The sequence below is a fragment of the Escherichia sp. GZ89 genome, assembly GCF_019366485.1.
Classification (GTDB): Bacteria; Pseudomonadota; Gammaproteobacteria; order Enterobacterales; family Enterobacteriaceae; genus Escherichia; species Escherichia fergusonii.
Genome location: NZ_JAEOHX010000016.1, coordinates 58,862 through 78,170 on the forward strand (window position 1 = coordinate 58,862; position 19,309 = coordinate 78,170).

The window sequence follows — 19,309 nt, forward strand, 5'->3', positions numbered from 1 at the left end:
AGACGGTGAACAGTCATTACTGCGATTGTTCACCCTTTAACTTACTGTATTACTTATCTTTTTTCTTATGGTGAACAGAGGTGAACAGTAAAATATAAAAAAACAAACAGTAAGCCGGTTTTTCCTGCGACCTTTTCCTGGCTTGCCGGTCTGAGGATGAGTCTCCTGTGTCAGGGCTGGCACATCTGTAATGCGTCGTGTTGTTGTCCGGTGTACGTCACAATTTTCTCAACCTGAAGTGACGAGGAGCCGGAAAATGTCTGACAACACCATCCCTGAATATCTGCAACCCGCACTGGCACAACTGGAAAAGGCCAGAGCCGCCCACCTTGAGAACGCTCGCCTGATGGATGAGACCGTCACGGCCATTGAACGGGCAGAGCAGGAAAAAAATGCGCTGACGCAGGCCGACGGAAACGACGCTGACGACTGGCGCACGGCCTTTCGTGCAGCCGGTGGTGTCCTGAGCGACGAGCTGAAACAGCGCCACATTGAGCGCGTGGCACGCCGGGAGCTGGTACAGGAATATGACAATCTGGCCGTGGTGCTGAATTTTGAACGCGAACGCCTGAAAGGGGCGTGTGACAGCACGGCCACCGCCTACCGGAAGGCACATCATCACCTTCTGAGTCTGTATGCAGAGCATGAGCTGGAACACGCCCTGAATGAAACCTGTGAGGCGCTTGTCCGGGCAATGCATCTGAGTATCCTGGTACAGGAAAATCCGCTCGCCAACACCACCGGCCATCAGGGCTACGTCGCACCGGAAAAGGCTGTCATGCAGCAGGTGAAATCATCGCTGGAACAGAAAATTAAACAGATGCAAATCAGCCTCACCGGCGAGCCGGTTCTCCGGCTGACCGGACTGTCAGCGGCAACACTCCCGCACATGGATTATGAGGTGGCAGGCACACCGGCACAGCGCAAGGTGTGGCAGGACAAAATAGACCAGCAGGGAGCAGAGCTTAAGGCCAGAGGACTGCTGTCATGATTTACTGCCCGTCGTGTGGACATGTTGCTCACACCCGTCGCGCACATTTCATGGACGATGGCACCAAGATAATGATTGCACAGTGCCGGAATATTTATTGCTCTGCGACATTTGAAGCGAGTGAAAGCTTTTTCTCTGACTGTAAAGATTCAGGAATGGAATACATTTCAGGCAAACAGAGATACCGCGATTCACTGACGTCAGCCTCCGGTAGCATGAAACGCCCGAAAAGAATGCTTGTTACCGGATATTGTTGTCGGAGATGTAAAGGCCTTGCACTGTCAAGAACATCGCGGCGTCTGTCTCAGGAAGTCACCGAGCGTTTTTATGTGTGCACGGATCCGGGCTGTGGTCTGGTGTTTAAAACGCTTCAGACCATCAACCGCTTCATTGTCCGCCCGGTCACACCGGACGAACTGGCAGAACGCCTGCATGAAAAACAGGAACTGCCGCCAGTACGGTTAAAAACACAATCATATTCGCTGCGTCTGGAATGAGGGCTGCCGGTTAACACCGGCCGTCGCCGCACACCGTATTTTTATTCTTCAGCATGATGAGAAAGAGATAACGATGGAAAGCACAGCCTTACAGCAGGCCTTTGACACCTGTCAGAATAACAAAGCAGCATGGCTGCAACGCAAAAATGAGCTGGCAGCGGCCGAACAGGAATATCTGCGGCTTCTGTCAGGAGAAGGCAGAAATGTCAGTCGCCTGGACGAATTACGCAATATTATCGAAGTCAGAAAATGGCAGGTGAATCAGGCCGCCGGTCGTTATATTCGTTCGCATGAAGCCGTTCAGCACATCAGCATCCGCGACCGGCTGAATGATTTTATGCAGCAGCACGGCACAGTACTGGCGGCCGCACTGGCACCGGAGCTGATGGGCTACAGTGAGCTGACGGCCATTGCCCGAAACTGTGCCATACAGCGTGCCACAGATGCCCTGCGTGAAGCCCTTCTGTCCTGGCTTGCGAAGGGGGAAAAAATTAATTATTCCGCACAGGATAGCGACATTTTAACGACCATCGGATTCAGGCCTGACGCGGCTTCGGTGGATGACAGCCGTGAAAAATTCACCCCTGCGCAGAACATGATTTTTTCGCGTAAAAGTGCGCAACTGGCATCACGTCAGTCTGTGTAAAATTCCCCGAAAATCCGCCCGTTTTTACTGAAAAAAGCCATGCATCGATAAGGTGCATGACTTTGCATGCGTTTTCCTGCCTCATTTTCTGCAGACCGCACCATTCCCGGCGCGGCCTGAGCGTGTCAGTGCAACTGCATTAAAACCGCCCCGCAAAGCGGGCGGGCGAGGCGGGGAAAGCACTGCGCGTCAATGATATGAAACGATTATAATTTGGGGTTATATCAATTGATAAAGTAAGTACATCAATTTAGACCTCTTAAGCCCACATAGCTAAACACTGTGTTTATGAGAAAGTATAGAGGCCATGAGTGGAACTATGTTGAATTAGATCATGTAAACGATAATGATTAATACCTATTTATTTACTCTTCATGAGTTGCTATCTTAGCTACCCTAATAGGATGAGATTGTTGTGACTTTAAATCTTTCAGCTTGAAATGGAGCTCCAAATGATTGCATCACTACTTGCTAACGAATATGTAAGTGCCTTTGGATATATTGTTGGGGTGATCTCTGGATGTATAGCAATATATCAGACTATGCAAGTAACCAAGAAAGATAATGAGATAAAACAACTTAACATTACAATAAATGATCTTAATTCCCAGATTGTAAAAATTACAACTAATAGAAACTTCATTAATCAAGGAGCGCGTTCTCAATATTTTCAAGATAATAATGGTCCTGTGAATATTGATAATCGGGGGTAATTATGGGTTCTGGTGTTAATTTCAATAATAATACTGGTCCTGTGCATATAAACAACCAGCCAAGAATGTTAAGAGCCAGTGTTATTGGTAAGTTAATTGAAATTATTTCTAATTCAGTTGGTAGCGAGCAAAACTTAAACAGAATAGCATCAAATATTGATGTTAAAATAGAATTCAATGATCTTAAAAGAAACAGATGGGTAGCTGAACTTTATAAAGAAGATGCTCTGCTAGTTGATGAATCCATAAAAACACTTGATGCTATAATTTTAAATGGTAGTGTCAAATTGAAAAGACAGTTTAGAGGTTATTATAATACTGCATTGGGATTATATGGTCTTTATGAGAAACCATTTAACATTGAACTCATAAGGAAAAACTCGGATAATATTATAGATGATGTTATTAGAGCTGCTCAAGAAACAGTTAGTTCGTGTTCTAATTTAGATTCAGAGTTTTTACAGGAAGATATTGATTATGGCATTCGTATGATTGTTAGCTATGCTATTATCGAATGTATAGTGCTGGAGAATCCAAATGATTACAATTGATACGGATCCAAAAGCAAATCCTGTATATATTGGAAGTGTAGTGCTTAGGATCTTTCAAAGTAATGAATCAATGGTCATTGAAATATCTCGATTGTATGATTTAGTAAATTCTATCTTCGAGTTATCGTTTGATCTTTTTCTTTACTCATTAGATTGGCTTTTCATAATCGGCGCAATTGAGTTAGATGGAAATGGTGGAATAGTATATGAGGCTCAATAAACTTATTATTTTAAAAAATGACTCTCTTGTAAGAGAGGTGACGTTTAAAGACGGTCTGAATCTAATTGTAAATAAAAGAACATCAGGCAAAGATAGCGGCAATAGTGTAGGTAAATCCACATTATCGCGTGTTTTAGATTATTTATTTATGTCATCAGGTCATGATATTTATCATGATGCAGAGTTTGGAAAAGATATACCTGAAATTGTATCGTTAATTAATAATAATGTTTTGAAATTTTCATTGGATTTCAATACGGTAGAAAATAAAAAGGCAGTTGTTTCACGTATAATATCTATTGATGATAAAAATTCAAAATATTTTTTAAATGATGTTGAAGTAGATAAGAAACAATATTCTGAATTTATAGCTCAAGCAGTGTTTGGGTTAACTACAGATAAGCCATCACTGAGGAATGTTTCGCATAAATTTATTAGAAACACGAATGATAAAATGCAGAAAACGCTTAATTTCTTACATGGGAATACGACTCCTGATGTCTATGATCTATTATACTTGTTTTTATTTGGGTTCAATGGGTTACCTCTGATAAAGAAAAAAGGTGATTTTAACAAAGAGATAAAAAAACAAAAGACATATCTTGCCGCATACAGGAATCCAAATAGAGAGACTGTTTTAGCAAAAATGATTAAGCCTCTGAAGAAAGAAATTGCAGAGGCGGAAAGAAATATTAAGAACTTCGATTTTAAAGATAGTCATGATGAAAGCTTAAAAAAGCTTTCAGAAATACAGAAGAATATCAGTGATTATTCTTTGAGCTATGCCTCCTTAAATATGCGAGTAAGAAATATCGAAGAATCGATCTTGTCCTTGAAGAATAATATCACACAACTTGTAGAAAATGATTTAATGGAAATATATAATTCTGCGGGGATTTATTTTAATGGGGAACTTAAAAGGACTTACGAAGAAATGGTATTGTTCCATAATGATATTATTAAGAATAAAATCAGTTTTTTAGAATCTGAATTGTTAAAGAAAAAAGAAGAAATAGAAACTGTAAATAAAAAAATCAATGATCTTCATGAACAAGAATCATCCCTATTTAGAACAATCAAAGAACCTGAAACATTAAAGTCTATAAATCAATTATTTAATAAGCTTACTGAATTACGTGAAAATCTTGCTAGCATAGAGTCTAATCTTTCGCGTATTAATGATACAAATGCCCTTATAAAATCTCTTGAAGATAGTCGAGAGAAATTACTTTTAGAAATAGAGTTAGCAGTTCAAGGTCTGGAAAAAAACATCGAGATTTTCAATGAGTTTTTTGGTGATCTTACAAAGGAAATATATGGGGAAAGATACATTTTTGATCTTTCCTTTGATGTTGATAAAGGTAAGTGTAATTTTGATATATCATGCGTTACACCAAACAGTAATGGCGGCAAGAAGAAAGGTGAAATAACTGCATTTGATTTGGCTTATATTAAGTTTGTGGATAAGATTAAATTAAAGAGACCTACTTTTGTTATTCATGATAGCATTGAAGATGTCGATGTGAATCAAATTAGAGATATATTTTTTGAAGCAAATAATATAAATGGTCAATATATTGTGTCAATATTAAGTGATAAGTTTTCAGAAGATGCGGACATGAAAATGATGATGAGTAACTCGATCCTTGAGTTATCTTCGACAAATAAGTTCTTTAAAGTATAGTTATAAAAGGTTTGTTTTATAAACAAACCTTCCCCACCATGCCATAAGTTCTATTCTTTTATTAAGGTACGTTGAGCGGTTATAAGCTCTTCGTACTTCATTTTTATCACTATGTGCTAGAGCTGCTTCAATTACATCAGGATTAAATCCGGCTTCATTGAGTGCAGTACTTGCGATGGATCGTAACCCATGAGCAACTAATTTCCCACCATAACCAATGCGTTTGAGTGCTGCATTAGCAGTTTGGCTATTCATTGACTGTTTCGGGTCATTTCTACTGGGAAAAACATGTTCACGATGAGCACTGATTGGTTTCATTACTTCCAGAATTTCTAATGCCTGAGAAGATAGAGGAACAATGTGCTCACGCTTGGCCTTCATCCGTTCGGGTGGAATCGTCCAGACCTTTGCTGCGAGATCGATCTCTGCCCACCTTGTACCGGAGGCTTCAGAAGGGCGCACAAGGGTCAGTAGTTGCCACTCAATAAGACAACGTGTCGGAACGGATAGATTAGACATAATTAAAGAACGCATCAGCTTCGGTAATTCTTCTGGCCGGAGAGTAAGCATGTTTTGCTTTTTAGGTTTCTCAAAGGCCATCCCAATACCTGATGCTGGATTGGCATCAATCAGACCTGTGTTTACGGCATAAATCATTATCTCATTAATGCGCTGCACCAGACGACGTACCGTCTCTAGCGCCCCACGTGCTTTGATTGGCTCTAGGGCTTCAACAAGCATTCGGGCTTTGATTTGCTGAACTGGAATCTCACCGATGGCAGGGAATACATCTTTTTCTAGTGAACGCCAAATGTCTTTCGCGTAATCAGGGGTAACGCTTTTGCTTTTAAGCTGGAACCAGTTAGCGGCGACTGTTGAAAAAATACTGTCCAGTGCAATTTGTTGCTGTTCCTCTACAATCTCAGCTTGAATTTGCGGGTCAATTCCGTTGGCTAGCAAGGAAAGGTAATCCGCTCTTAACCGCCGGGCGTCAGCAAGTGAGAGGGCGGGAAATGCACCTAGCCCCATCATTGTTCGCTGCTTTGTTGTTGGACGTTGATAACGGAAACGCCATAACTTCTTACCGTTCGTTTTAACGAGCAGAAAAAGACCATCGCCATCATGCAACGTTAGATCCTTTTCTAACGCTTTAGCGCGCAGAACTTCTGTGTTGGTCAGGGGGCGTGTCGTTCTTGCCACTTTAGCCGTTCCTTCATGAATTGGTATACGCGTTTAGGTATACATCCTACCGTATACCTAAACGTATACCAATAATCACTGGATTTAGCTGGATATCCTCGGACAACGGTAGACACAAAAAAGCCCGCAGAGCTTGTGCCATGCGGGCTTTCAGGATTTCTCCGGACGTATCCGGAAGAGCAAGTGGTGGAGCTGGCGGGAGTTGAACCCGAGTCCGAATTTTTTTAACTATCTGTTTTTATTAAAATCATGCTCATCCATAAAATCTGCGTAGCTTTTGCGTATCCTTTCTAGGACAACCTGTGTCCAACACTGTTTGGATGTGAAAAGAATATCTATGTCTAAAATTAGATCTAAGCCATTTCCGTAAAAAGATACGCTCTTAAATTCTGTTGTGAAAATTTTCTTTCTTTTCTTATTGTTTACATCTCTATATTCAAGGATAAGGTCCGGCCCTATAAACGATGAGATGGAGGTGGTTACAAGATAATTACCAATTAATTCCGGCACCAATGGGGGAAATGGTATGGTTGTTTTCTCTTTGTCTTTAATATTCGGAGTTATAAATTCTATCAAAGTTCCTTTTTTTTGAAAGCTATTATGTTTTTGCGGACCTCTACCAAAAATATCAACATTCAAGAAGTTATTGTTGTCTTTGATTGTAAAAAACTCTTCATTTTGCAAAAATATCTCATGTGATTTTTGTGTGTTGTTATTATCTATTTTGAATTTATTTATCTTAATATATTTCTCATACTCTTCAGACCAGTAGTGGTTTATTTTTATAGCTGGGCCAAGACCTATGTTGAGAAGCTCTATATTCAAAGTGGTTGGTGATATTTCTATGTTCTTAAATAATTTCAAGTTATCTCTGTGCATCCATGTGAATTTTGTATTCTTAGGTAAGATTTGAGGTTTGTTTGAAATTATTCTTTGCTGCCATGTTTGGTACATTGCAAAAAATGCAATTATGACACTTATTATGGCTATGAAGTCGGTAGTGGTAATTGAGTAACCTAACATTTTTATTAAATCTGTGTTATTCATGTGAAATCTCTACTTCCAATCAGAAGTAGAGATTATCATTTAATTAGTACTATTTATCAAATAATTGTGTGTGCTATTGTTATCATAATCTTTAAGATAACGGCCGTAATGCCTAAATAGCATTTCTGGTCCTTTATGCCCCATTTGAGCGGCTAACCAAAACAAATTAACACCTTGACTAATGTGTTTTGTAGCAAATGTATGTCTAGTTTGATAAGGATTACGGTAACGGACTCCGGCTTTACGTAAAGTTGGCACCCATGCCTTCTTTCTTATGGCGTCTGCGCTGGCCCAAGGTTTATTAGTTTTTGGATCTTCAAAGACAGTCGCGTCCTTCATGAAAGTGAACGGTTTCTGATTTATTAGTGCAGACATTGCTTCATCTGTCAGTTCAACTTTTCGAGTACCTGCTTTTGTTTTGGTACCTTTGATTACACCAACAACACTGGCGCTCTGGACGTGGGCAGTCCTCCCTACAAAGTCAATATCACGCCATCGAAGGGCACATAATTCAGAACTACGCAGACCTGTATGTATAGCGAACCGGAACAGATTCTCCCATTGTTTGTTTCCGGCTGCTGCTAGTAATGCATCAACTTCTGCTGGTGATAGCGGATCAACCACGTAGCTGCTTTCTGCTTCTGACTTATCACTTTGGTAGCGCGAAGCAGTTACCAACGATACGGGGTTAATTTGAAGTACCCCATCGGTTACGGCTTCATCAAGTGCTGACCGCAGGAAAGATAACTGGTTGCGAATTGTTTTTAAGGTCGTTTTCTGGCTTTGAATCCACGCTTTCAGGATTGCTGGTGTTAATTCACTTGCAGGGCAAATGTGGAGTGAGGCTAACGCACTACGGCATTTTTTATAACCACCAATCGTAGAGGGTGAAAGTTTTCTCGTTTCGCAGATTTCAAGGTATTCGTCCAGGTACATTTTTATCGTTTTGCCTGCAGCAGCATTACCAAAAATTTTCAAACGAGCAGAACGGGGAAAATATTCCGCATAAATGAATGTTCCCCTTTCGATCTTATTATGAATTTCGCCGAGTGTGCGCTCGGCGTATTTAATGTTCTTTGGTGTTACTTCCAGATTGGAAAGAGGCTCACGACATTTAACACCTTTGTAGGTGAAAGTTATATTGATCGTTTCGCCCTGGCGGTGTTTCCTGATTGTTACGCCGCGCGGTAGTTTGAGCAGTTTTGTCTGGCCCATTTTGCAACCTCACTAAGATCAATCCACCTCTCCTTAACGCCTTCAACCTTTAAAACCTGAACACCTTCACGCCAAACACCGCGCTGTACACGTTTGTTTATTGCTTCAGGAGTTTCGCCAGTTTCTTTGCAATAAGTTGAGATAGGAACACAATCGAGGTTCAGCATATGTTTCTCCACTTAGCCCGCTGCACATGGGCAGTAATATCAAATTCCAGTCCTGATAATTAATTTTGTTCTCTGGTTGCTACTTGTTTTATTGGCCTGATGCTGTCCAGTAGCAGACGGCGACGCATGTTAGGTGCACCCCAACGGTAACCAGTCTTTTTGTCGTAGGATTCACAACGTCCGGCAACCCAGGACGTTTCAGTGGAATGTAATTTCATCCGCTTTTCACCGTCTCGGGTGATAACAATTCCTGTATGAGTTTTTATCACGCTCATTTCTTAGTCTCTGGTGCTTTCGGCATTACTGCCCAGTGAGTGATATTGACGTTTTCAAGGTCCCCGACCTGAAATGTCCACTGCCATTCTCCGGTTTCTTTTTGTCCCCAGGTGTACCAGAGAGAACGCCAGCCAATCAGCCAGCCTTCTCCGTTAGCATCGAATAACAAAACACTTTCATTTGCTGGTGGCAGTTCAGTTGACACTGGTATTACTTTGTTTTCCTGTGCTGCACATTTAGCTTCAAGCGCATCGAATTTACGCACCAGGTATTCAGCATCTGTTTCATTCACTTTCAGATCTCGCGGTACACATCTCCCACGAAGAAACCCTTCCATTTCGAAAACATTCATGCGCATTTGCGTAACTCCGATAACTCGTTAAAACGTTCCATAAACATCCCGTAGGCATGGCCCGGTGCCTGTGGAATCACTTTGAACATCTTTGTTGCCGGGATACCTTCCAGTACAGGCCAGAAAGAGCCATCATCAAGCCCGAGATCGCGGCGTTCGGTTGCCAGCATAATGAGATCGGCATATTTCACTGGCGTGCTCATAACAGGAGGTAACCCGTATTTCTCACGGATTACGGCGTCTATTTTTTCTTCCATCCGTTTATAGTCAGGAAGAAGTCGTTTCAGTGGTGCGGGGATGTCCTGGCAATATGCTTCTGTTGCATCATGCATTAAAGCTTCAAAAGCAAATTCCTGCGGCACCAGCTGGCTGCAAAGCACCGCATGTTGGGCGACACTGTAGAAGTGTGAAAGATGTCCTGCAAAGCGACAGATATTTGAAAGGGAAACCGCGATATCGTTAATAACGATGTCGTCTTTATTTATCCTGTCATAATAAAAATGCTTCCCGGAAAAAGTTTTAATAAATGACATTTTGTTCTCCACGTATATGCGCTGCACCGCGCTGAATTCGGGTAAAAGGAAGCCCTCACCGTCCGGCGATTATTGAGTCAATTACATTTCCATAAATGCCCCCGTAGGGGCGGTTAGTTTCTCCACAAAACAGAGAAGAACACCTGCGGTGGCAGCCGCCCGGATGGATTGGGTTATGAGCCCGTCGTCCGGTGATGCTCTTCTCTGTTTTGTAAAAAGGACGGTACCAGCCGGAAGCAAGGGTACAAACTGGTGCCGCCAGGACTACACACAGCATAAAGTTGTGGTGCCGGGTGCCTCCCGGTGCCTGGCGAAGGTTGCACACCAGACGGGTGGGTATACACAGAAGGTCGACTGTCAGCCTCAACCTTAACCCGCGTGCACTGAGCCGCATTCACCACAACGCTAAGAATTCTCTCTGGTTGAAAATACTTAGCTGTTATGTGCCTGCTTTTAGCCACATCAGGCGAGGTGGACCTGGTTATTCCCCAACAACAAGGATTCGGTTAATCTGGTTATCCCCAACAACGCAAAAGGAAAAGAAATGTCCGGTAATATCTATACGCTGTACAAATCCCACTGTGAAAATGTTGGAAAGTATCGGGGCATTGAAATCAGTGGGGTAGTGTCATCAGTCGAAATAAGCAAAGTTGAATCAATGGCAACATTACTTACTCTTCTGGATCTTGTCTTACATGAGCACCGGAAGAAATTCGGCACTCCCTATAATCAGTTGAATGGGAAAAAGGCTCTGGTTCACCTTATTCTGATGAAGCATCACTGGATGCCAAAACAGATTAATGAGATGAAATTTGATGAACTTCTTCTTTCAATTCAGGATGAACTCACGCTTGATAAAATAAGCGTAACCGCCCAGAAATTTTTAGATTATCGAGACTGGAGATCACAAATTCATCACTTTGATGATTTTGACGAAAATGAATGGGATCCTAATTTGTCTGCACAATATCTAAAGTAGCATCCTGTGATAAAACCATGATTTCCTGATCCAGTTTTTTTAAGGAGTCTATTGTTTCCTGTCGATAAGACAGCAATTCACGAAGCTGGTTTATAGCTGCCAGCTTCTTTGTCATCCACTCGTAAATTTCCTCATCTGTGTAGCCAGGCGCGACGATTTTTGGTTCTGTTTTGTGCATTTCACATCTCCTCAAGTTATCAGTTACTTGTTGATGGGGACCAGATTGTTAAAGAGCTAAGCGTCCTGTAGGGCGCTTTTTTGTTGCTAACGAATCATCCTGGACTTCATATGCCCCAGGCGGCTACTTCGTGGGCGTCCTGCCTGTTCGTTATCTTTGATATAAAATCTAACTTAACTTAGTTATTATGGCAAGAGAAAACACCAAACTTTTCTTAGTTCGGTGCCTTAGTTAGAGAAGAGAGGTCTTAGAGTTCGTATTGAACTCCTTTGACTACACCAATGATAAGGCAATTACCATTGATAGGGATGTTGGGATACCGAGGATTTAATGGCACTAAAAACTTTTGAGGGCCATCGATGACTAATTTTTTTACTGTAGCTTCGTTTGTTCCATCAAGTCGAGCGATGACTATTTTTCCATGACGAGGTTCTGCATCTGGATCTACAATCACTGTTGCGCCTTCTGGTATTGTTGGGAGGCCATTAGGGTTAGTCATGGAGTCACCTTTAACCTCTAATGCAAATGAGTTATCACCAATCTTTAATGATGTATCTACCCACTTGTCCACTTCACTAAACACTTCTGCTGCCCTGCACTCAGTAAACTGCCCAGCCTGAACCCACGATATTACAGGAACTCTGCGCATGTTTGTGACGAGTTTGCCTTCAAACTCAGCACCATAAAGAATGTAATCTATTGACGTATTGAAGAACTTCGCTAATTTCGAAAGTGCCTCCCCACCAGGGGTATTGATGTCTTTCTCCCAGTACCCCACAGCAACGTCGCTTACTCCACAAAATTTACCCAATTCTTTCTGGGACGTTCCGGTAACTCTTCTCAGAGCTTTTATACGCTGACCAACCGTTTCCATAGGAGCACCATTTCTTGAATTGCTAAGTAATCTTAGTTTTTATTGACCAAAGATAGATTTGTAATTAGCATCTAATAAAACTTAGTTTGGAGGGCGTATGACAACTGACGATATCGAAAGCTACTTCGGCAGTATTGAGAAAGTTGCTGCTTTTTTCGGCATAACAACTGAAGCCGTTTATCAGTGGCGAAACCGTCCGGGCCAGTTAATTCCAAAAGGACGTGCAGCAGAAGCTGCATATAGAACTTGCGGACGGTTGCCATTTAAACCTGAGCTTTATGAAAAATCTAATGGATAAATCGATTAACAGAAACCACAGAACGATGAGGCTAACCGTGGGTAAGCATCACTGGAAAGTAGAAAAACAGCCTGAGTGGTACGTGAAAGCTGTCAGAAAAACTATCGCAGCGTTGCCGGGTGGTTACGCTGAAGCAGCTGACTGGCTGGATGTAACAGAAAACGCATTATTTAACCGCCTTCGTGCCGATGGCGATCAGATTTTCCCGCTGGGATGGGCAATGATTTTGCAACGTGCTGGTGGAACTCACTTCATTGCTGACGCTGTGGCGCAGTCTGCAAATGGCGTCTTTGTGTCTCTTCCTGACGTCGAGGATGTGGACAACGCCGATATTAACCAGCGCCTGCTGGAAGTCATTGAACAGATTGGCAGTTATTCCAGACAGATTCGTTCGGCAATCGAAGACGGTGTGGTGGAACCGCATGAGAAGACAGCAATTAACGACGAGCTGTATCTCTCAATTTCGAAGCTGCAGGAGCATGCAGCACTGGTCTACAAAATCTTTTGCATTTCAGAAAGTAATGACGCCCGCGAGTGTGCAGCTCCGGGCGCCGTGGCGTGTCGTGACTGTGGAGAAACTAACGCATGAACAGTTTAACAACACACTACCGTCGCTCGCAACTGATTGCGCTTCCTGTACCGGGTGGAAAAGCGAAGGTGGAGTATTGCTATGCAGTTAATGTACCAGGTGACAGGGAAATTGTAACCCACAGCTTTGCTGAGTGGGCTGTGGGTGATTTCAACCGGCAGAAGGAGACAGTCCTTTGCGACAAGTTAACCGCTGGTTCAAAGATCACTACGGAGTGCCCGTCAGAGTCATTCGTTGGGAGCCGGAAACACAACGAGTTATCTACTTCCGCGAAGGCTATGAGCATGAGTGCTTCAGCCCGCTCGAACAGTTTCGTCGTAAATTCAGGGAAATAGAGGTCGGTCATGAGCACTAAATTAACCGGCTATGTATGGGATGGTTGCGCTGCATCAGGCATGAAATTATCCAGCGTGGCAATTATGGCCCGCCTGGCTGATTTCAGTAATGACGAAGGTGTGTGCTGGCCATCAATTGAAACTATTGCCCGTCAGATTGGCGCGGGGATGAGTACCGTCAGGACGGCTATCGCACGGCTGGAAGCAGAAGGCTGGTTAACGCGTAAGGCGCGTCGCCAGGGTAACCGCAATGCGTCGAATGTTTATCAGCTTAACGTTGCGAAGCTTCAGGCAGCGGCATTTTCTCAACTGTCAGATTCTGACCCGTCAAAATCTGACGCATCAAAATCTGACCCGTCAAAATTTGATGCGTCGAAATCTGGCAAAAAAGCGGGTTTTCACCCGTCAGAATCTGGCGGGGATCCGTCAGTAAAATCAAAACATGATCCGTCAGATAAAAAACCTTCTCGTCCGGACGCTTCGCAACCGGACACGCAGACGGATGAACAGGATTTTTTAACTCGCCATCCTGATGCGGTTGTATTCAGCCCTAAAAAGCGCCAGTGGGGAACGCAGGATGATTTGACCTGCGCACAGTGGCTCTGGAAAAAAATCATCGCCCTGTACGAGCAAGCCGCCGAATGTGACGGCGAGGTGGTTCGTCCCAAAGAACCGAACTGGACAGCCTGGGCAAACGAAATTCGCCTGATGTGTGTGCAGGATGGTCGTACTCACAAACAAATCTGCGAGATGTACAGCCGCGTCAGCCGCGATCCGTTCTGGTGCCGTAACGTGCTCAGCCCGTCGAAGTTGCGGGAAAAATGGGATGAGCTTTCCCTGCGCTTATCACCGTCCGTCAGCACGTACACCGAAAAACGCGAAGACCCGTACTTCAAATCCAGTTACGACAACGTGGACTACAGCCAGATCCCGGCAGGGTTCAGGGGGTGATCATGAGCCTGATGAGTGAGATTCAAAAATTCATTGAAAGCAATCCTGGATGTACGACCGGTGATATTGCGAATGCGTTTGCATACTTTCCACGTCCCCGTGTACTGAATACGACCAGTAAGTTACGCCAGTGCAGACGTTTCGCTTATCGCAGTGAAGGCAAAACACACAAGCATTTTTCTCGCAAGGCTGTGTTGCCACCTGAGCCGGTGCTGAAGCATATGAGTGTGGCCAGTAAAAGCTACGTCGGCACTAATGATCAGCGGGTGATTTTGCGCCTGATTCAGCAGGCAGAAGATCTGGAGTCCAGAGGTTTATTCCGTCGTGCTGCAACGGTGTGGATGGAGGCATTCCGTGAAAGCCACTCCCAGTCAGAACGAAACAATTTTCTGGCGCGCCGTGAGCGGTGTGTACGCAAAAGTAAAAGGTGCGTGGCATCGGGTGAAGAGTGGTATCTGCCAGGCAATTACGTGGGGGCTTAATGACGACGTTAACTCAATGCCAGCAGCAGGTGCTGGATATGCTGATTTCTTACCAGAAAGAACGTGGCTTCCCGCCAACCAATCAGGAGGTGGCAACCATGCTGGGATACCGTTCAGTGAATGCAGCGGTGGAGCATCTTCGCGCACTGGAGAAAAAAGGCGTCATCACGATAAAGCGTGGTGTGGCCCGGGGTATCACTCTTCATACCGCGGTGAAGGACGACGACAGCGAGGCGGTCGGGATTATCCGCGCACTGCTTGCCGGTGAGGAAAACGCCAGGCTGCGTGCAACTCACTGGTTACATGAGAGGGGCTTGAAAGTATGAAGCTTATCCTGCCTTTCCCGCCCAGCGTGAACACGTACTGGCGACACCCTAACAAAGGGGCGTTTGCAGGTAAGAGCCTGATAAGCGCGGCGGGGCGAAAATTCCAGAGCGCGGCGTGCGCAGCAATAGTTGAGCAGTTACGTCGTCTGCCGAAACCAACGTTGGCACCTGCTTCAGTGGAGATCGTGTTGTTTCCTCCTGATAACCGGATCCGCGATCTGGACAACTATAACAAGGCGCTGTTTGACGCCCTGACCCACGCGGGTGTGTGGGAAGACGACAGCCAGGTGAAAAGAATGCTGGTGGAGTGGGGGCCGGTTATCCCGGAAGGGAAGGTCGAGATCACTATCAGTAAGTACGAGAAAACGGCGGGTGCAGCCGCCTGATTAAGAGGAGAAACGAAGTATGAATAATCTGATGGTCATTGATGGTATTGAAGTTCGTCGTGATGCTTATGGACGTTACAGCCTGAACGATCTGCATCGTGCCGCAGTAGCATCTGGTGCAAATGCCAGAACGAAGGAGCCGGGAAAGTTTCTTTCCAGCCAACAGACTGTTGAACTTGTTCAGGAATTGACCGATACCCAAAATTTGGGTATCGGTCCGGTTAATACAGTTCGTGGTGGTCCTAAGCAGGGGAGTTATGTCTGCAAGGAACTGGTGTATGCCTATGCAATGTGGATCAGTCCGTCTTTCCATCTGAAGGTGATCCGTACTTTCGATATGGTAGTCAGTGCACCGGAAAAATTATCCGGGCAGGCTGCTGACAAGATGCAGGCTGGCGTGATTCTGCTGGACTTTATGCGCCGGGAGTTAAACCTGTCTAACTCATCTGTGCTTGGGGCCTGTCAGAAACTCCAGGAGGCTGTTGGCTTACCGAATCTGGCACCGCGCTATGCCATTGATGCTCCGGCTGATGCGCCCGATGGTTCAAGCCGCCCCACGCTGTCACTGAGTGCACTGCTGAAGCTCTATGGTATCCGCCTGACGGCTAATCAGGCATATCACCAGATGGCGAAGCTGGGGATCGTTGAACAACGCGAACGATACAGCCGTACCGCGATTAACAACATTAAAAAATTCTGGTCGCTGACGGCGAAAGGCTGCATGTTCGGCAAGAACATCACCAGTCCCGCAAATCCGCGCGAGACGCAGCCGCATTTCTTCGAGTCCCGATTCCCTGAGCTGTTAAAGCTGCTCGATACCGTTCATTGAGGTGACCGTGAGAGCATTACTGACCCCTGAAATTGCCCCGCGTATGGGGATCGTATTGTTCAGGCCTGGTTCAGAGCTGATGCCCCTGTTTATGCAGGGGCGTGTCCTGTTGCAGCCTGAGCCGGAACGTTATTCATCTTTTGCCAGTGGTGCCGTTCCGGCGGCATCACAACCACTGGCGGATGATCCTGCCGTTCGGGCCGTGTTCCGTAATGAGGCAGTGATCCGTCGTGCTGGTGGAGTGGAATGTCTTGAAAGCTGGTTACTTCGTGAAAAAGGCTGTCAGTGGCCTCATTCCGACTGGCACAGCGAGAACATGACCACAATGCGACATGCTCCGGGCGCAATCCGTCTGTGCTGGCACTGCGATAACCAGCTGCGCGATCAATTCACGGAACGGCTGGAATCAATGGCAACGGATAACTGTGCCCGCTGGGTGTTGTCTGTCGTGCGTCGGGATCTCGGTTTTGATGATAGTCACGTTGTGACAATGCCGGAACTGTGCTGGTGGCTGGTTCGTAATGACCTGGCGGATGCCTTACCGGAAAGTGCAGCCCGTAAGGCACTGAGATTACCGAAGCCTGTTGTGCCGTCTGTCACCCGGGAAAGTGACCTTGTGCCTTCGGTTCCTGCCACCAGCATCATCCAGGATAAGGCGAAAAAGGTGCTGGCGCTGAAAGTGGATCCGGAGTCGCCGGAGTCTTTTATGTTACGCCCAAAACGTCGCCGCTGGGTTAATGAAAAGTACACGCGCTGGGTTAAGACACAGCCGTGTGCATGTTGTGGAAAGCCTGCTGATGATCCCCACCACCTGATAGGTCACGGTCAGGGGGGAATGGGTACAAAAGCGCATGACCTCTTTGTGTTGCCTTTGTGCAGAAAGCATCACGACGAGCTGCATGCGGATACCGTGGCATTTGAAGAGAAGTATGGCTCCCAACTGGAGCTGATATTTCGTTTTATCGATCGTGCGCTGGCAATAGGCGTGCTGGCCTGATTTTGTGGAGAAAGTTGATGCGTGATATTCAGATGATTCTTGAACGTTGGGGAGCATGGGCTGCGAGTGATAACTCTGGTGTTGATTATTCACCTATAGCTGCTGGGTTTAAGGGGCTTCTTCCCTATACCAGCAAGACACGTCTGGCTTGTTCGGATAGTGATGCATTAATTATTGAAGGTTGTCTTGCTCGTCTAAAGCAAAAAAGACCTTATGAGCATTCGCTTCTTGTGGCACATTATTTATACAGAATATCCAAGCGTAAGATTGCAAAGGCGCGTGGAAAGGATGAGAAATTGATACGTATAGAAATACAGTTAGCCGAAGGATTTATTGATGGCTGCCTTTCCATGCTAGATCTAACATTAGATTTGGACGTTTAATAATACGCCCCATGCAGGGGCGTATTATTTACTGGATGAATGACATTTGATTAATATATTTTATCAATAACTCTCTGGGTGTAGTACTCCAAAAATTTAGGTGTTCATAATCAGTATAAACATTTGTGAATTTTTTAAGTTCTTCATCACTTTTAGGGGCAAATCGCTCATTAAGAGTAATACTGTCTTTAATTATTCCGAAGAATACAATAGATATTTCAGGAATTTGTGATCTTCTCTCATAAGAATAAGGTATTTCTTTTATGTTAAGCAGGTCTGCTAAATGAGATATAGATTCAGCGGTAATTTCTTGTTTTAGTTTTTCCTTGTCACCAAAGCAATGTATGAAGACAGCTACGACAAAGATCCTATTTATTAAAGGATCACTGCTTTTGTACTCATCGTCGTTTAACAGTTGAAAAATGTTAAGATTACGTGAAAAAGTTTGTGTTTCACGTAAGGATAAGTTGGTTCGTTGAATTAAATCACGGATAAATCTACCAGATAAACTATTAATTTCATTTAGTGATTTTGTCTTGTCTACAAGGTAATTCCAATATATAACAGATGTTTTACATACGACGTGACCATCTATTAAACATGTATCTGGAAGCGTGATGGTATATTTTATAAACTTGTCAAGATACTTTTGTGAGTTAATACTATAACCATAAATATGATTTATCGATGCTTTTAATTGTTCTGTGTTTGTAACTAAAATAAAAAAACATTATTGATGTCAAAAATGTGTTTTATTGTTTCAATGACATTTGTTGAAAAACTCGGCTTACATCGGTCTAATTCATCAATTATAATTACTATCTTTTGATTTTCTGAAATGCTTTCGATGCAAGATTTAAGTGAATTTATGTTTTTCTCTGATTCCATATGGTCTTCAAGCAAATTTTCAATAGTCCCATCTATTGCTGCATTGCTTGCTTTCTTCATTGCATCTTGGAATTCTTCGGCAACTTCACTAGCCTCCTGTCGTAAAAACCAACCTGCACCAGCTTTTAGTACCGTTTTTAAACCAAATCGAATTGCAGGAAGAGATCTCTTAATGAAGTGTTGTTTTTCTTCCTCAGGCAAAATGCTGGCAATTGCAGAGGTTATGAGAAGTAATGGAGATTCTGCATGATCCCCTTTAAAGGCATCAATATAAACAACTTTAGATTCGGTTTCTTGCTCAATAATGAGATTTTTCAGTTTGATACTAAATTCTGTTTTCCCTGTTCCCCATGCGCCGTCTATTACCAGTGGTGAAATGTCTGCCTCTGGTTTTAGCAACTTGATGATATTTTCAGCGATGTTTCTTCGTTGGAACTCGTCACGTTCAGTGAAAGATAGTGTATCTAACATAATATAAACCTGTTAACTCCTACAGTAAAAAACGAATAATACGACTTTGGGATTAAAAATCATTAACGCGGTCCGCAAAAATTCTTGTAATCTGTTAAGAGTGGTTACTTCGCCACACAGCTTAAACCCGCCGTCGAGCGGGTTTTTTTGTACCTGTAAACCTGGTGCAGTACGGTAAACACGCTGGTGGTCGTGAATACTGACTTTTTATCTTGCTGGCTTTTTAGACAAGAGTTATTGGTATGTCATGT

General features: G+C 43.9%; 27 protein-coding genes and 2 pseudogenes. 18 read left to right on the top strand and 11 right to left on the bottom strand.

All coding sequences use genetic code 11. The annotated features are described in order from the left end of the window. The first annotated feature begins 256 nt into the window (after positions 1-256). The 7 genes from K0335_RS19635 (at position 257) to K0335_RS19665 (ending at position 5,302) form a co-directional block, all read left to right on the top strand. Positions 257-991 (top strand): hypothetical protein, encoded by a 735-nt coding sequence (locus K0335_RS19635; RefSeq protein ID WP_001283029.1) that lies wholly within the window; start codon positions 257-259, stop codon positions 989-991. Beyond that, positions 988-1,488 carry an ogr/Delta-like zinc finger family protein gene (locus K0335_RS19640; RefSeq protein WP_000638628.1) on the top strand — a complete coding sequence of 167 codons (501 nt, stop codon included), beginning with the start codon at positions 988-990 and terminating at the stop codon, positions 1,486-1,488. Before K0335_RS19635 ends, K0335_RS19640 begins: the two co-directional genes overlap by 4 nt. 73 nt (positions 1,489-1,561) lie before the next feature. Beyond that, complete coding sequence (locus K0335_RS19645; RefSeq protein WP_000446146.1) at positions 1,562-2,134, top strand: phage polarity suppression protein; 573 nt, start codon at positions 1,562-1,564, stop codon at positions 2,132-2,134. 452 nt (positions 2,135-2,586) lie between these two features. Continuing rightward, positions 2,587-2,847 carry a hypothetical protein gene (locus K0335_RS19650; RefSeq protein WP_001553315.1) on the top strand — a complete coding sequence of 87 codons (261 nt, stop codon included), beginning with the start codon at positions 2,587-2,589 and terminating at the stop codon, positions 2,845-2,847. 2 nt (positions 2,848-2,849) lie between these two features. Beyond that, positions 2,850-3,398 carry a hypothetical protein gene (locus K0335_RS19655; protein WP_000534626.1) on the top strand — a complete coding sequence of 183 codons (549 nt, stop codon included), beginning with the start codon at positions 2,850-2,852 and terminating at the stop codon, positions 3,396-3,398. Then, complete coding sequence (locus K0335_RS19660; protein ID WP_219394024.1) at positions 3,385-3,618, top strand: ABC-three component system middle component 6; 234 nt, start codon at positions 3,385-3,387, stop codon at positions 3,616-3,618. The genes K0335_RS19655 and K0335_RS19660 overlap by 14 nt, the downstream gene beginning before the upstream one ends. Further along, complete coding sequence (locus K0335_RS19665) at positions 3,605-5,302, top strand: DUF2326 domain-containing protein (protein ID WP_021522835.1); 1,698 nt, start codon at positions 3,605-3,607, stop codon at positions 5,300-5,302. The genes K0335_RS19660 and K0335_RS19665 overlap by 14 nt, the downstream gene beginning before the upstream one ends. On the opposite strand, the gene K0335_RS19670 is transcribed toward K0335_RS19665, so the two are convergent. The 8 genes and pseudogenes from K0335_RS19670 to K0335_RS22535 all read right to left on the bottom strand — a co-directional run bounded on the left by K0335_RS19670 (position 5,303) and on the right by K0335_RS22535 (position 10,493). Then, positions 5,303-6,502, bottom strand: a complete 1,200-nt coding sequence (locus tag K0335_RS19670) for an integrase domain-containing protein (protein WP_000124722.1) — start codon at positions 6,500-6,502, stop codon at positions 5,303-5,305. It lies immediately after the preceding gene. 228 nt (positions 6,503-6,730) lie between these two features. Continuing rightward, positions 6,731-7,549 carry a hypothetical protein gene (locus K0335_RS19675; protein ID WP_021574737.1) on the bottom strand — a complete coding sequence of 273 codons (819 nt, stop codon included), beginning with the start codon at positions 7,547-7,549 and terminating at the stop codon, positions 6,731-6,733. A gap of 39 nt (positions 7,550-7,588) precedes the next feature. Next, positions 7,589-8,764: a site-specific integrase gene (locus K0335_RS19680; RefSeq protein WP_219394025.1), complete on the bottom strand. Its 1,176-nt coding sequence runs from the start codon at positions 8,762-8,764 to the stop codon at positions 7,589-7,591. Further along, a complete protein-coding gene (locus K0335_RS19685; RefSeq protein ID WP_001331174.1) occupies positions 8,725-8,931 on the bottom strand; it encodes a hypothetical protein in 207 nt (68 codons plus the stop codon). Before K0335_RS19685 ends, K0335_RS19680 begins: the two co-directional genes overlap by 40 nt. 59 nt (positions 8,932-8,990) lie before the next feature. Next, complete coding sequence (locus tag K0335_RS19690) at positions 8,991-9,206, bottom strand: hypothetical protein (RefSeq protein ID WP_001331173.1); 216 nt, start codon at positions 9,204-9,206, stop codon at positions 8,991-8,993. After that, on the bottom strand, positions 9,203-9,565 hold the full coding sequence (locus tag K0335_RS19695) for a hypothetical protein (protein WP_112025630.1): 363 nt from the start codon (positions 9,563-9,565) through the stop codon (positions 9,203-9,205). Before K0335_RS19695 ends, K0335_RS19690 begins: the two co-directional genes overlap by 4 nt. Continuing rightward, positions 9,556-10,092 (bottom strand): 5'-deoxynucleotidase, encoded by a 537-nt coding sequence (gene yfdR, locus K0335_RS19700; RefSeq protein ID WP_219394027.1) that lies wholly within the window; start codon positions 10,090-10,092, stop codon positions 9,556-9,558. The genes K0335_RS19695 and yfdR overlap by 10 nt, the downstream gene beginning before the upstream one ends. An 81-nt stretch (positions 10,093-10,173) precedes the next feature. Then, positions 10,174-10,493: pseudogene (locus K0335_RS22535) on the bottom strand (hypothetical protein). A 143-nt stretch (positions 10,494-10,636) separates the two neighbouring features. Here K0335_RS22535 and K0335_RS19705 point away from each other — a divergent pair. Further along, positions 10,637-11,071 (top strand): hypothetical protein, encoded by a 435-nt coding sequence (locus tag K0335_RS19705; RefSeq protein WP_077882836.1) that lies wholly within the window; start codon positions 10,637-10,639, stop codon positions 11,069-11,071. On the opposite strand, the gene K0335_RS19710 is transcribed toward K0335_RS19705, so the two are convergent. Both K0335_RS19710 and K0335_RS19715 read right to left on the bottom strand, forming a co-directional pair. Next, positions 11,043-11,249 (bottom strand): hypothetical protein, encoded by a 207-nt coding sequence (locus tag K0335_RS19710; RefSeq protein ID WP_025380698.1) that lies wholly within the window; start codon positions 11,247-11,249, stop codon positions 11,043-11,045. The genes K0335_RS19705 and K0335_RS19710 overlap by 29 nt on opposite strands. A gap of 247 nt (positions 11,250-11,496) precedes the next feature. Continuing rightward, positions 11,497-12,123 carry a LexA family transcriptional regulator gene (locus K0335_RS19715; RefSeq protein ID WP_000450735.1) on the bottom strand — a complete coding sequence of 209 codons (627 nt, stop codon included), beginning with the start codon at positions 12,121-12,123 and terminating at the stop codon, positions 11,497-11,499. 97 nt (positions 12,124-12,220) lie between these two features. Between K0335_RS19715 and K0335_RS19720 the strand changes: the two genes are divergently transcribed. From K0335_RS19720 to K0335_RS19765, 10 genes are all read left to right on the top strand, one after another. Next, positions 12,221-12,421, top strand: coding sequence for a Cro/CI family transcriptional regulator (locus K0335_RS19720; RefSeq protein WP_000205494.1), 201 nt, complete (start codon positions 12,221-12,223; stop codon positions 12,419-12,421). A gap of 37 nt (positions 12,422-12,458) precedes the next feature. Next, on the top strand, positions 12,459-13,010 hold the full coding sequence (gene ymfL / locus K0335_RS19725) for a protein YmfL (protein ID WP_001434539.1): 552 nt from the start codon (positions 12,459-12,461) through the stop codon (positions 13,008-13,010). A 175-nt stretch (positions 13,011-13,185) separates the two neighbouring features. Next, entirely contained in the window at positions 13,186-13,365 is a 180-nt protein-coding gene (locus tag K0335_RS19730; protein ID WP_219394029.1) for a DUF4222 domain-containing protein, read from the top strand. Then, on the top strand, positions 13,355-14,296 hold the full coding sequence (locus tag K0335_RS19735) for a helix-turn-helix domain-containing protein (RefSeq protein ID WP_000104954.1): 942 nt from the start codon (positions 13,355-13,357) through the stop codon (positions 14,294-14,296). The genes K0335_RS19730 and K0335_RS19735 overlap by 11 nt, the downstream gene beginning before the upstream one ends. A 2-nt stretch (positions 14,297-14,298) precedes the next feature. Continuing rightward, a complete protein-coding gene (locus tag K0335_RS19740) occupies positions 14,299-14,778 on the top strand; it encodes a PerC family transcriptional regulator (protein ID WP_219394030.1) in 480 nt (159 codons plus the stop codon). Next, positions 14,778-15,104, top strand: a complete 327-nt coding sequence (locus K0335_RS19745) for a LexA family transcriptional regulator (RefSeq protein ID WP_000210156.1) — start codon at positions 14,778-14,780, stop codon at positions 15,102-15,104. The genes K0335_RS19740 and K0335_RS19745 overlap by 1 nt, the downstream gene beginning before the upstream one ends. Further along, the gene (locus K0335_RS19750) at positions 15,101-15,490 is read left to right on the top strand and encodes a RusA family crossover junction endodeoxyribonuclease (RefSeq protein WP_052892387.1); all 390 of its coding nucleotides are present in this window, start codon (positions 15,101-15,103) and stop codon (positions 15,488-15,490) included. The genes K0335_RS19745 and K0335_RS19750 overlap by 4 nt, the downstream gene beginning before the upstream one ends. Before the next feature lie 19 nt (positions 15,491-15,509). Then, positions 15,510-16,319 (top strand): KilA-N domain-containing protein, encoded by an 810-nt coding sequence (locus K0335_RS19755; protein WP_171866739.1) that lies wholly within the window; start codon positions 15,510-15,512, stop codon positions 16,317-16,319. A 7-nt stretch (positions 16,320-16,326) separates the two neighbouring features. After that, a complete protein-coding gene (locus tag K0335_RS19760; RefSeq protein WP_112923055.1) occupies positions 16,327-17,316 on the top strand; it encodes a DUF968 domain-containing protein in 990 nt (329 codons plus the stop codon). A gap of 14 nt (positions 17,317-17,330) precedes the next feature. Continuing rightward, complete coding sequence (locus K0335_RS19765) at positions 17,331-17,699, top strand: antiterminator Q family protein (RefSeq protein WP_097339664.1); 369 nt, start codon at positions 17,331-17,333, stop codon at positions 17,697-17,699. Positions 17,700-17,727: 28 nt separating this feature from the next. On the opposite strand, the pseudogene K0335_RS19770 reads toward K0335_RS19765, so the two are convergent. Beyond that, positions 17,728-19,058: pseudogene (locus tag K0335_RS19770) on the bottom strand (KAP family NTPase). Positions 19,059-19,309 lie beyond the last annotated feature (251 nt).

Coding starts and splice junctions, on each gene's coding strand:
- K0335_RS19690 (WP_001331173.1), bottom strand. CDS start 9,206: ATGAGCGTGATAAAAACTCATACAGGAATTGTTATCACCCGAGACGGT.
- K0335_RS19645 (WP_000446146.1), top strand. CDS start 1,562: ATGGAAAGCACAGCCTTACAGCAGGCCTTTGACACCTGTCAGAATAAC.
- K0335_RS19635 (WP_001283029.1), top strand. CDS start 257: ATGTCTGACAACACCATCCCTGAATATCTGCAACCCGCACTGGCACAA.
- K0335_RS19680 (WP_219394025.1), bottom strand. CDS start 8,764: ATGGGCCAGACAAAACTGCTCAAACTACCGCGCGGCGTAACAATCAGG.
- K0335_RS19695 (WP_112025630.1), bottom strand. CDS start 9,565: ATGCGCATGAATGTTTTCGAAATGGAAGGGTTTCTTCGTGGGAGATGT.
- K0335_RS19740 (WP_219394030.1), top strand. CDS start 14,299: ATGAGCCTGATGAGTGAGATTCAAAAATTCATTGAAAGCAATCCTGGA.
- K0335_RS19685 (WP_001331174.1), bottom strand. CDS start 8,931: ATGCTGAACCTCGATTGTGTTCCTATCTCAACTTATTGCAAAGAAACT.
- yfdR (WP_219394027.1), bottom strand. CDS start 10,092: ATGTCATTTATTAAAACTTTTTCCGGGAAGCATTTTTATTATGACAGG.
- K0335_RS19660 (WP_219394024.1), top strand. CDS start 3,385: ATGATTACAATTGATACGGATCCAAAAGCAAATCCTGTATATATTGGA.
- K0335_RS19655 (WP_000534626.1), top strand. CDS start 2,850: ATGGGTTCTGGTGTTAATTTCAATAATAATACTGGTCCTGTGCATATA.
- K0335_RS19735 (WP_000104954.1), top strand. CDS start 13,355: ATGAGCACTAAATTAACCGGCTATGTATGGGATGGTTGCGCTGCATCA.
- K0335_RS19755 (WP_171866739.1), top strand. CDS start 15,510: ATGAATAATCTGATGGTCATTGATGGTATTGAAGTTCGTCGTGATGCT.
- K0335_RS19715 (WP_000450735.1), bottom strand. CDS start 12,123: ATGGAAACGGTTGGTCAGCGTATAAAAGCTCTGAGAAGAGTTACCGGA.
- K0335_RS19650 (WP_001553315.1), top strand. CDS start 2,587: ATGATTGCATCACTACTTGCTAACGAATATGTAAGTGCCTTTGGATAT.
- K0335_RS19705 (WP_077882836.1), top strand. CDS start 10,637: ATGTCCGGTAATATCTATACGCTGTACAAATCCCACTGTGAAAATGTT.
- K0335_RS19710 (WP_025380698.1), bottom strand. CDS start 11,249: ATGCACAAAACAGAACCAAAAATCGTCGCGCCTGGCTACACAGATGAG.
- K0335_RS19675 (WP_021574737.1), bottom strand. CDS start 7,549: ATGAATAACACAGATTTAATAAAAATGTTAGGTTACTCAATTACCACT.
- K0335_RS19745 (WP_000210156.1), top strand. CDS start 14,778: ATGACGACGTTAACTCAATGCCAGCAGCAGGTGCTGGATATGCTGATT.
- K0335_RS19750 (WP_052892387.1), top strand. CDS start 15,101: ATGAAGCTTATCCTGCCTTTCCCGCCCAGCGTGAACACGTACTGGCGA.
- K0335_RS19720 (WP_000205494.1), top strand. CDS start 12,221: ATGACAACTGACGATATCGAAAGCTACTTCGGCAGTATTGAGAAAGTT.
- K0335_RS19665 (WP_021522835.1), top strand. CDS start 3,605: ATGAGGCTCAATAAACTTATTATTTTAAAAAATGACTCTCTTGTAAGA.
- K0335_RS19640 (WP_000638628.1), top strand. CDS start 988: ATGATTTACTGCCCGTCGTGTGGACATGTTGCTCACACCCGTCGCGCA.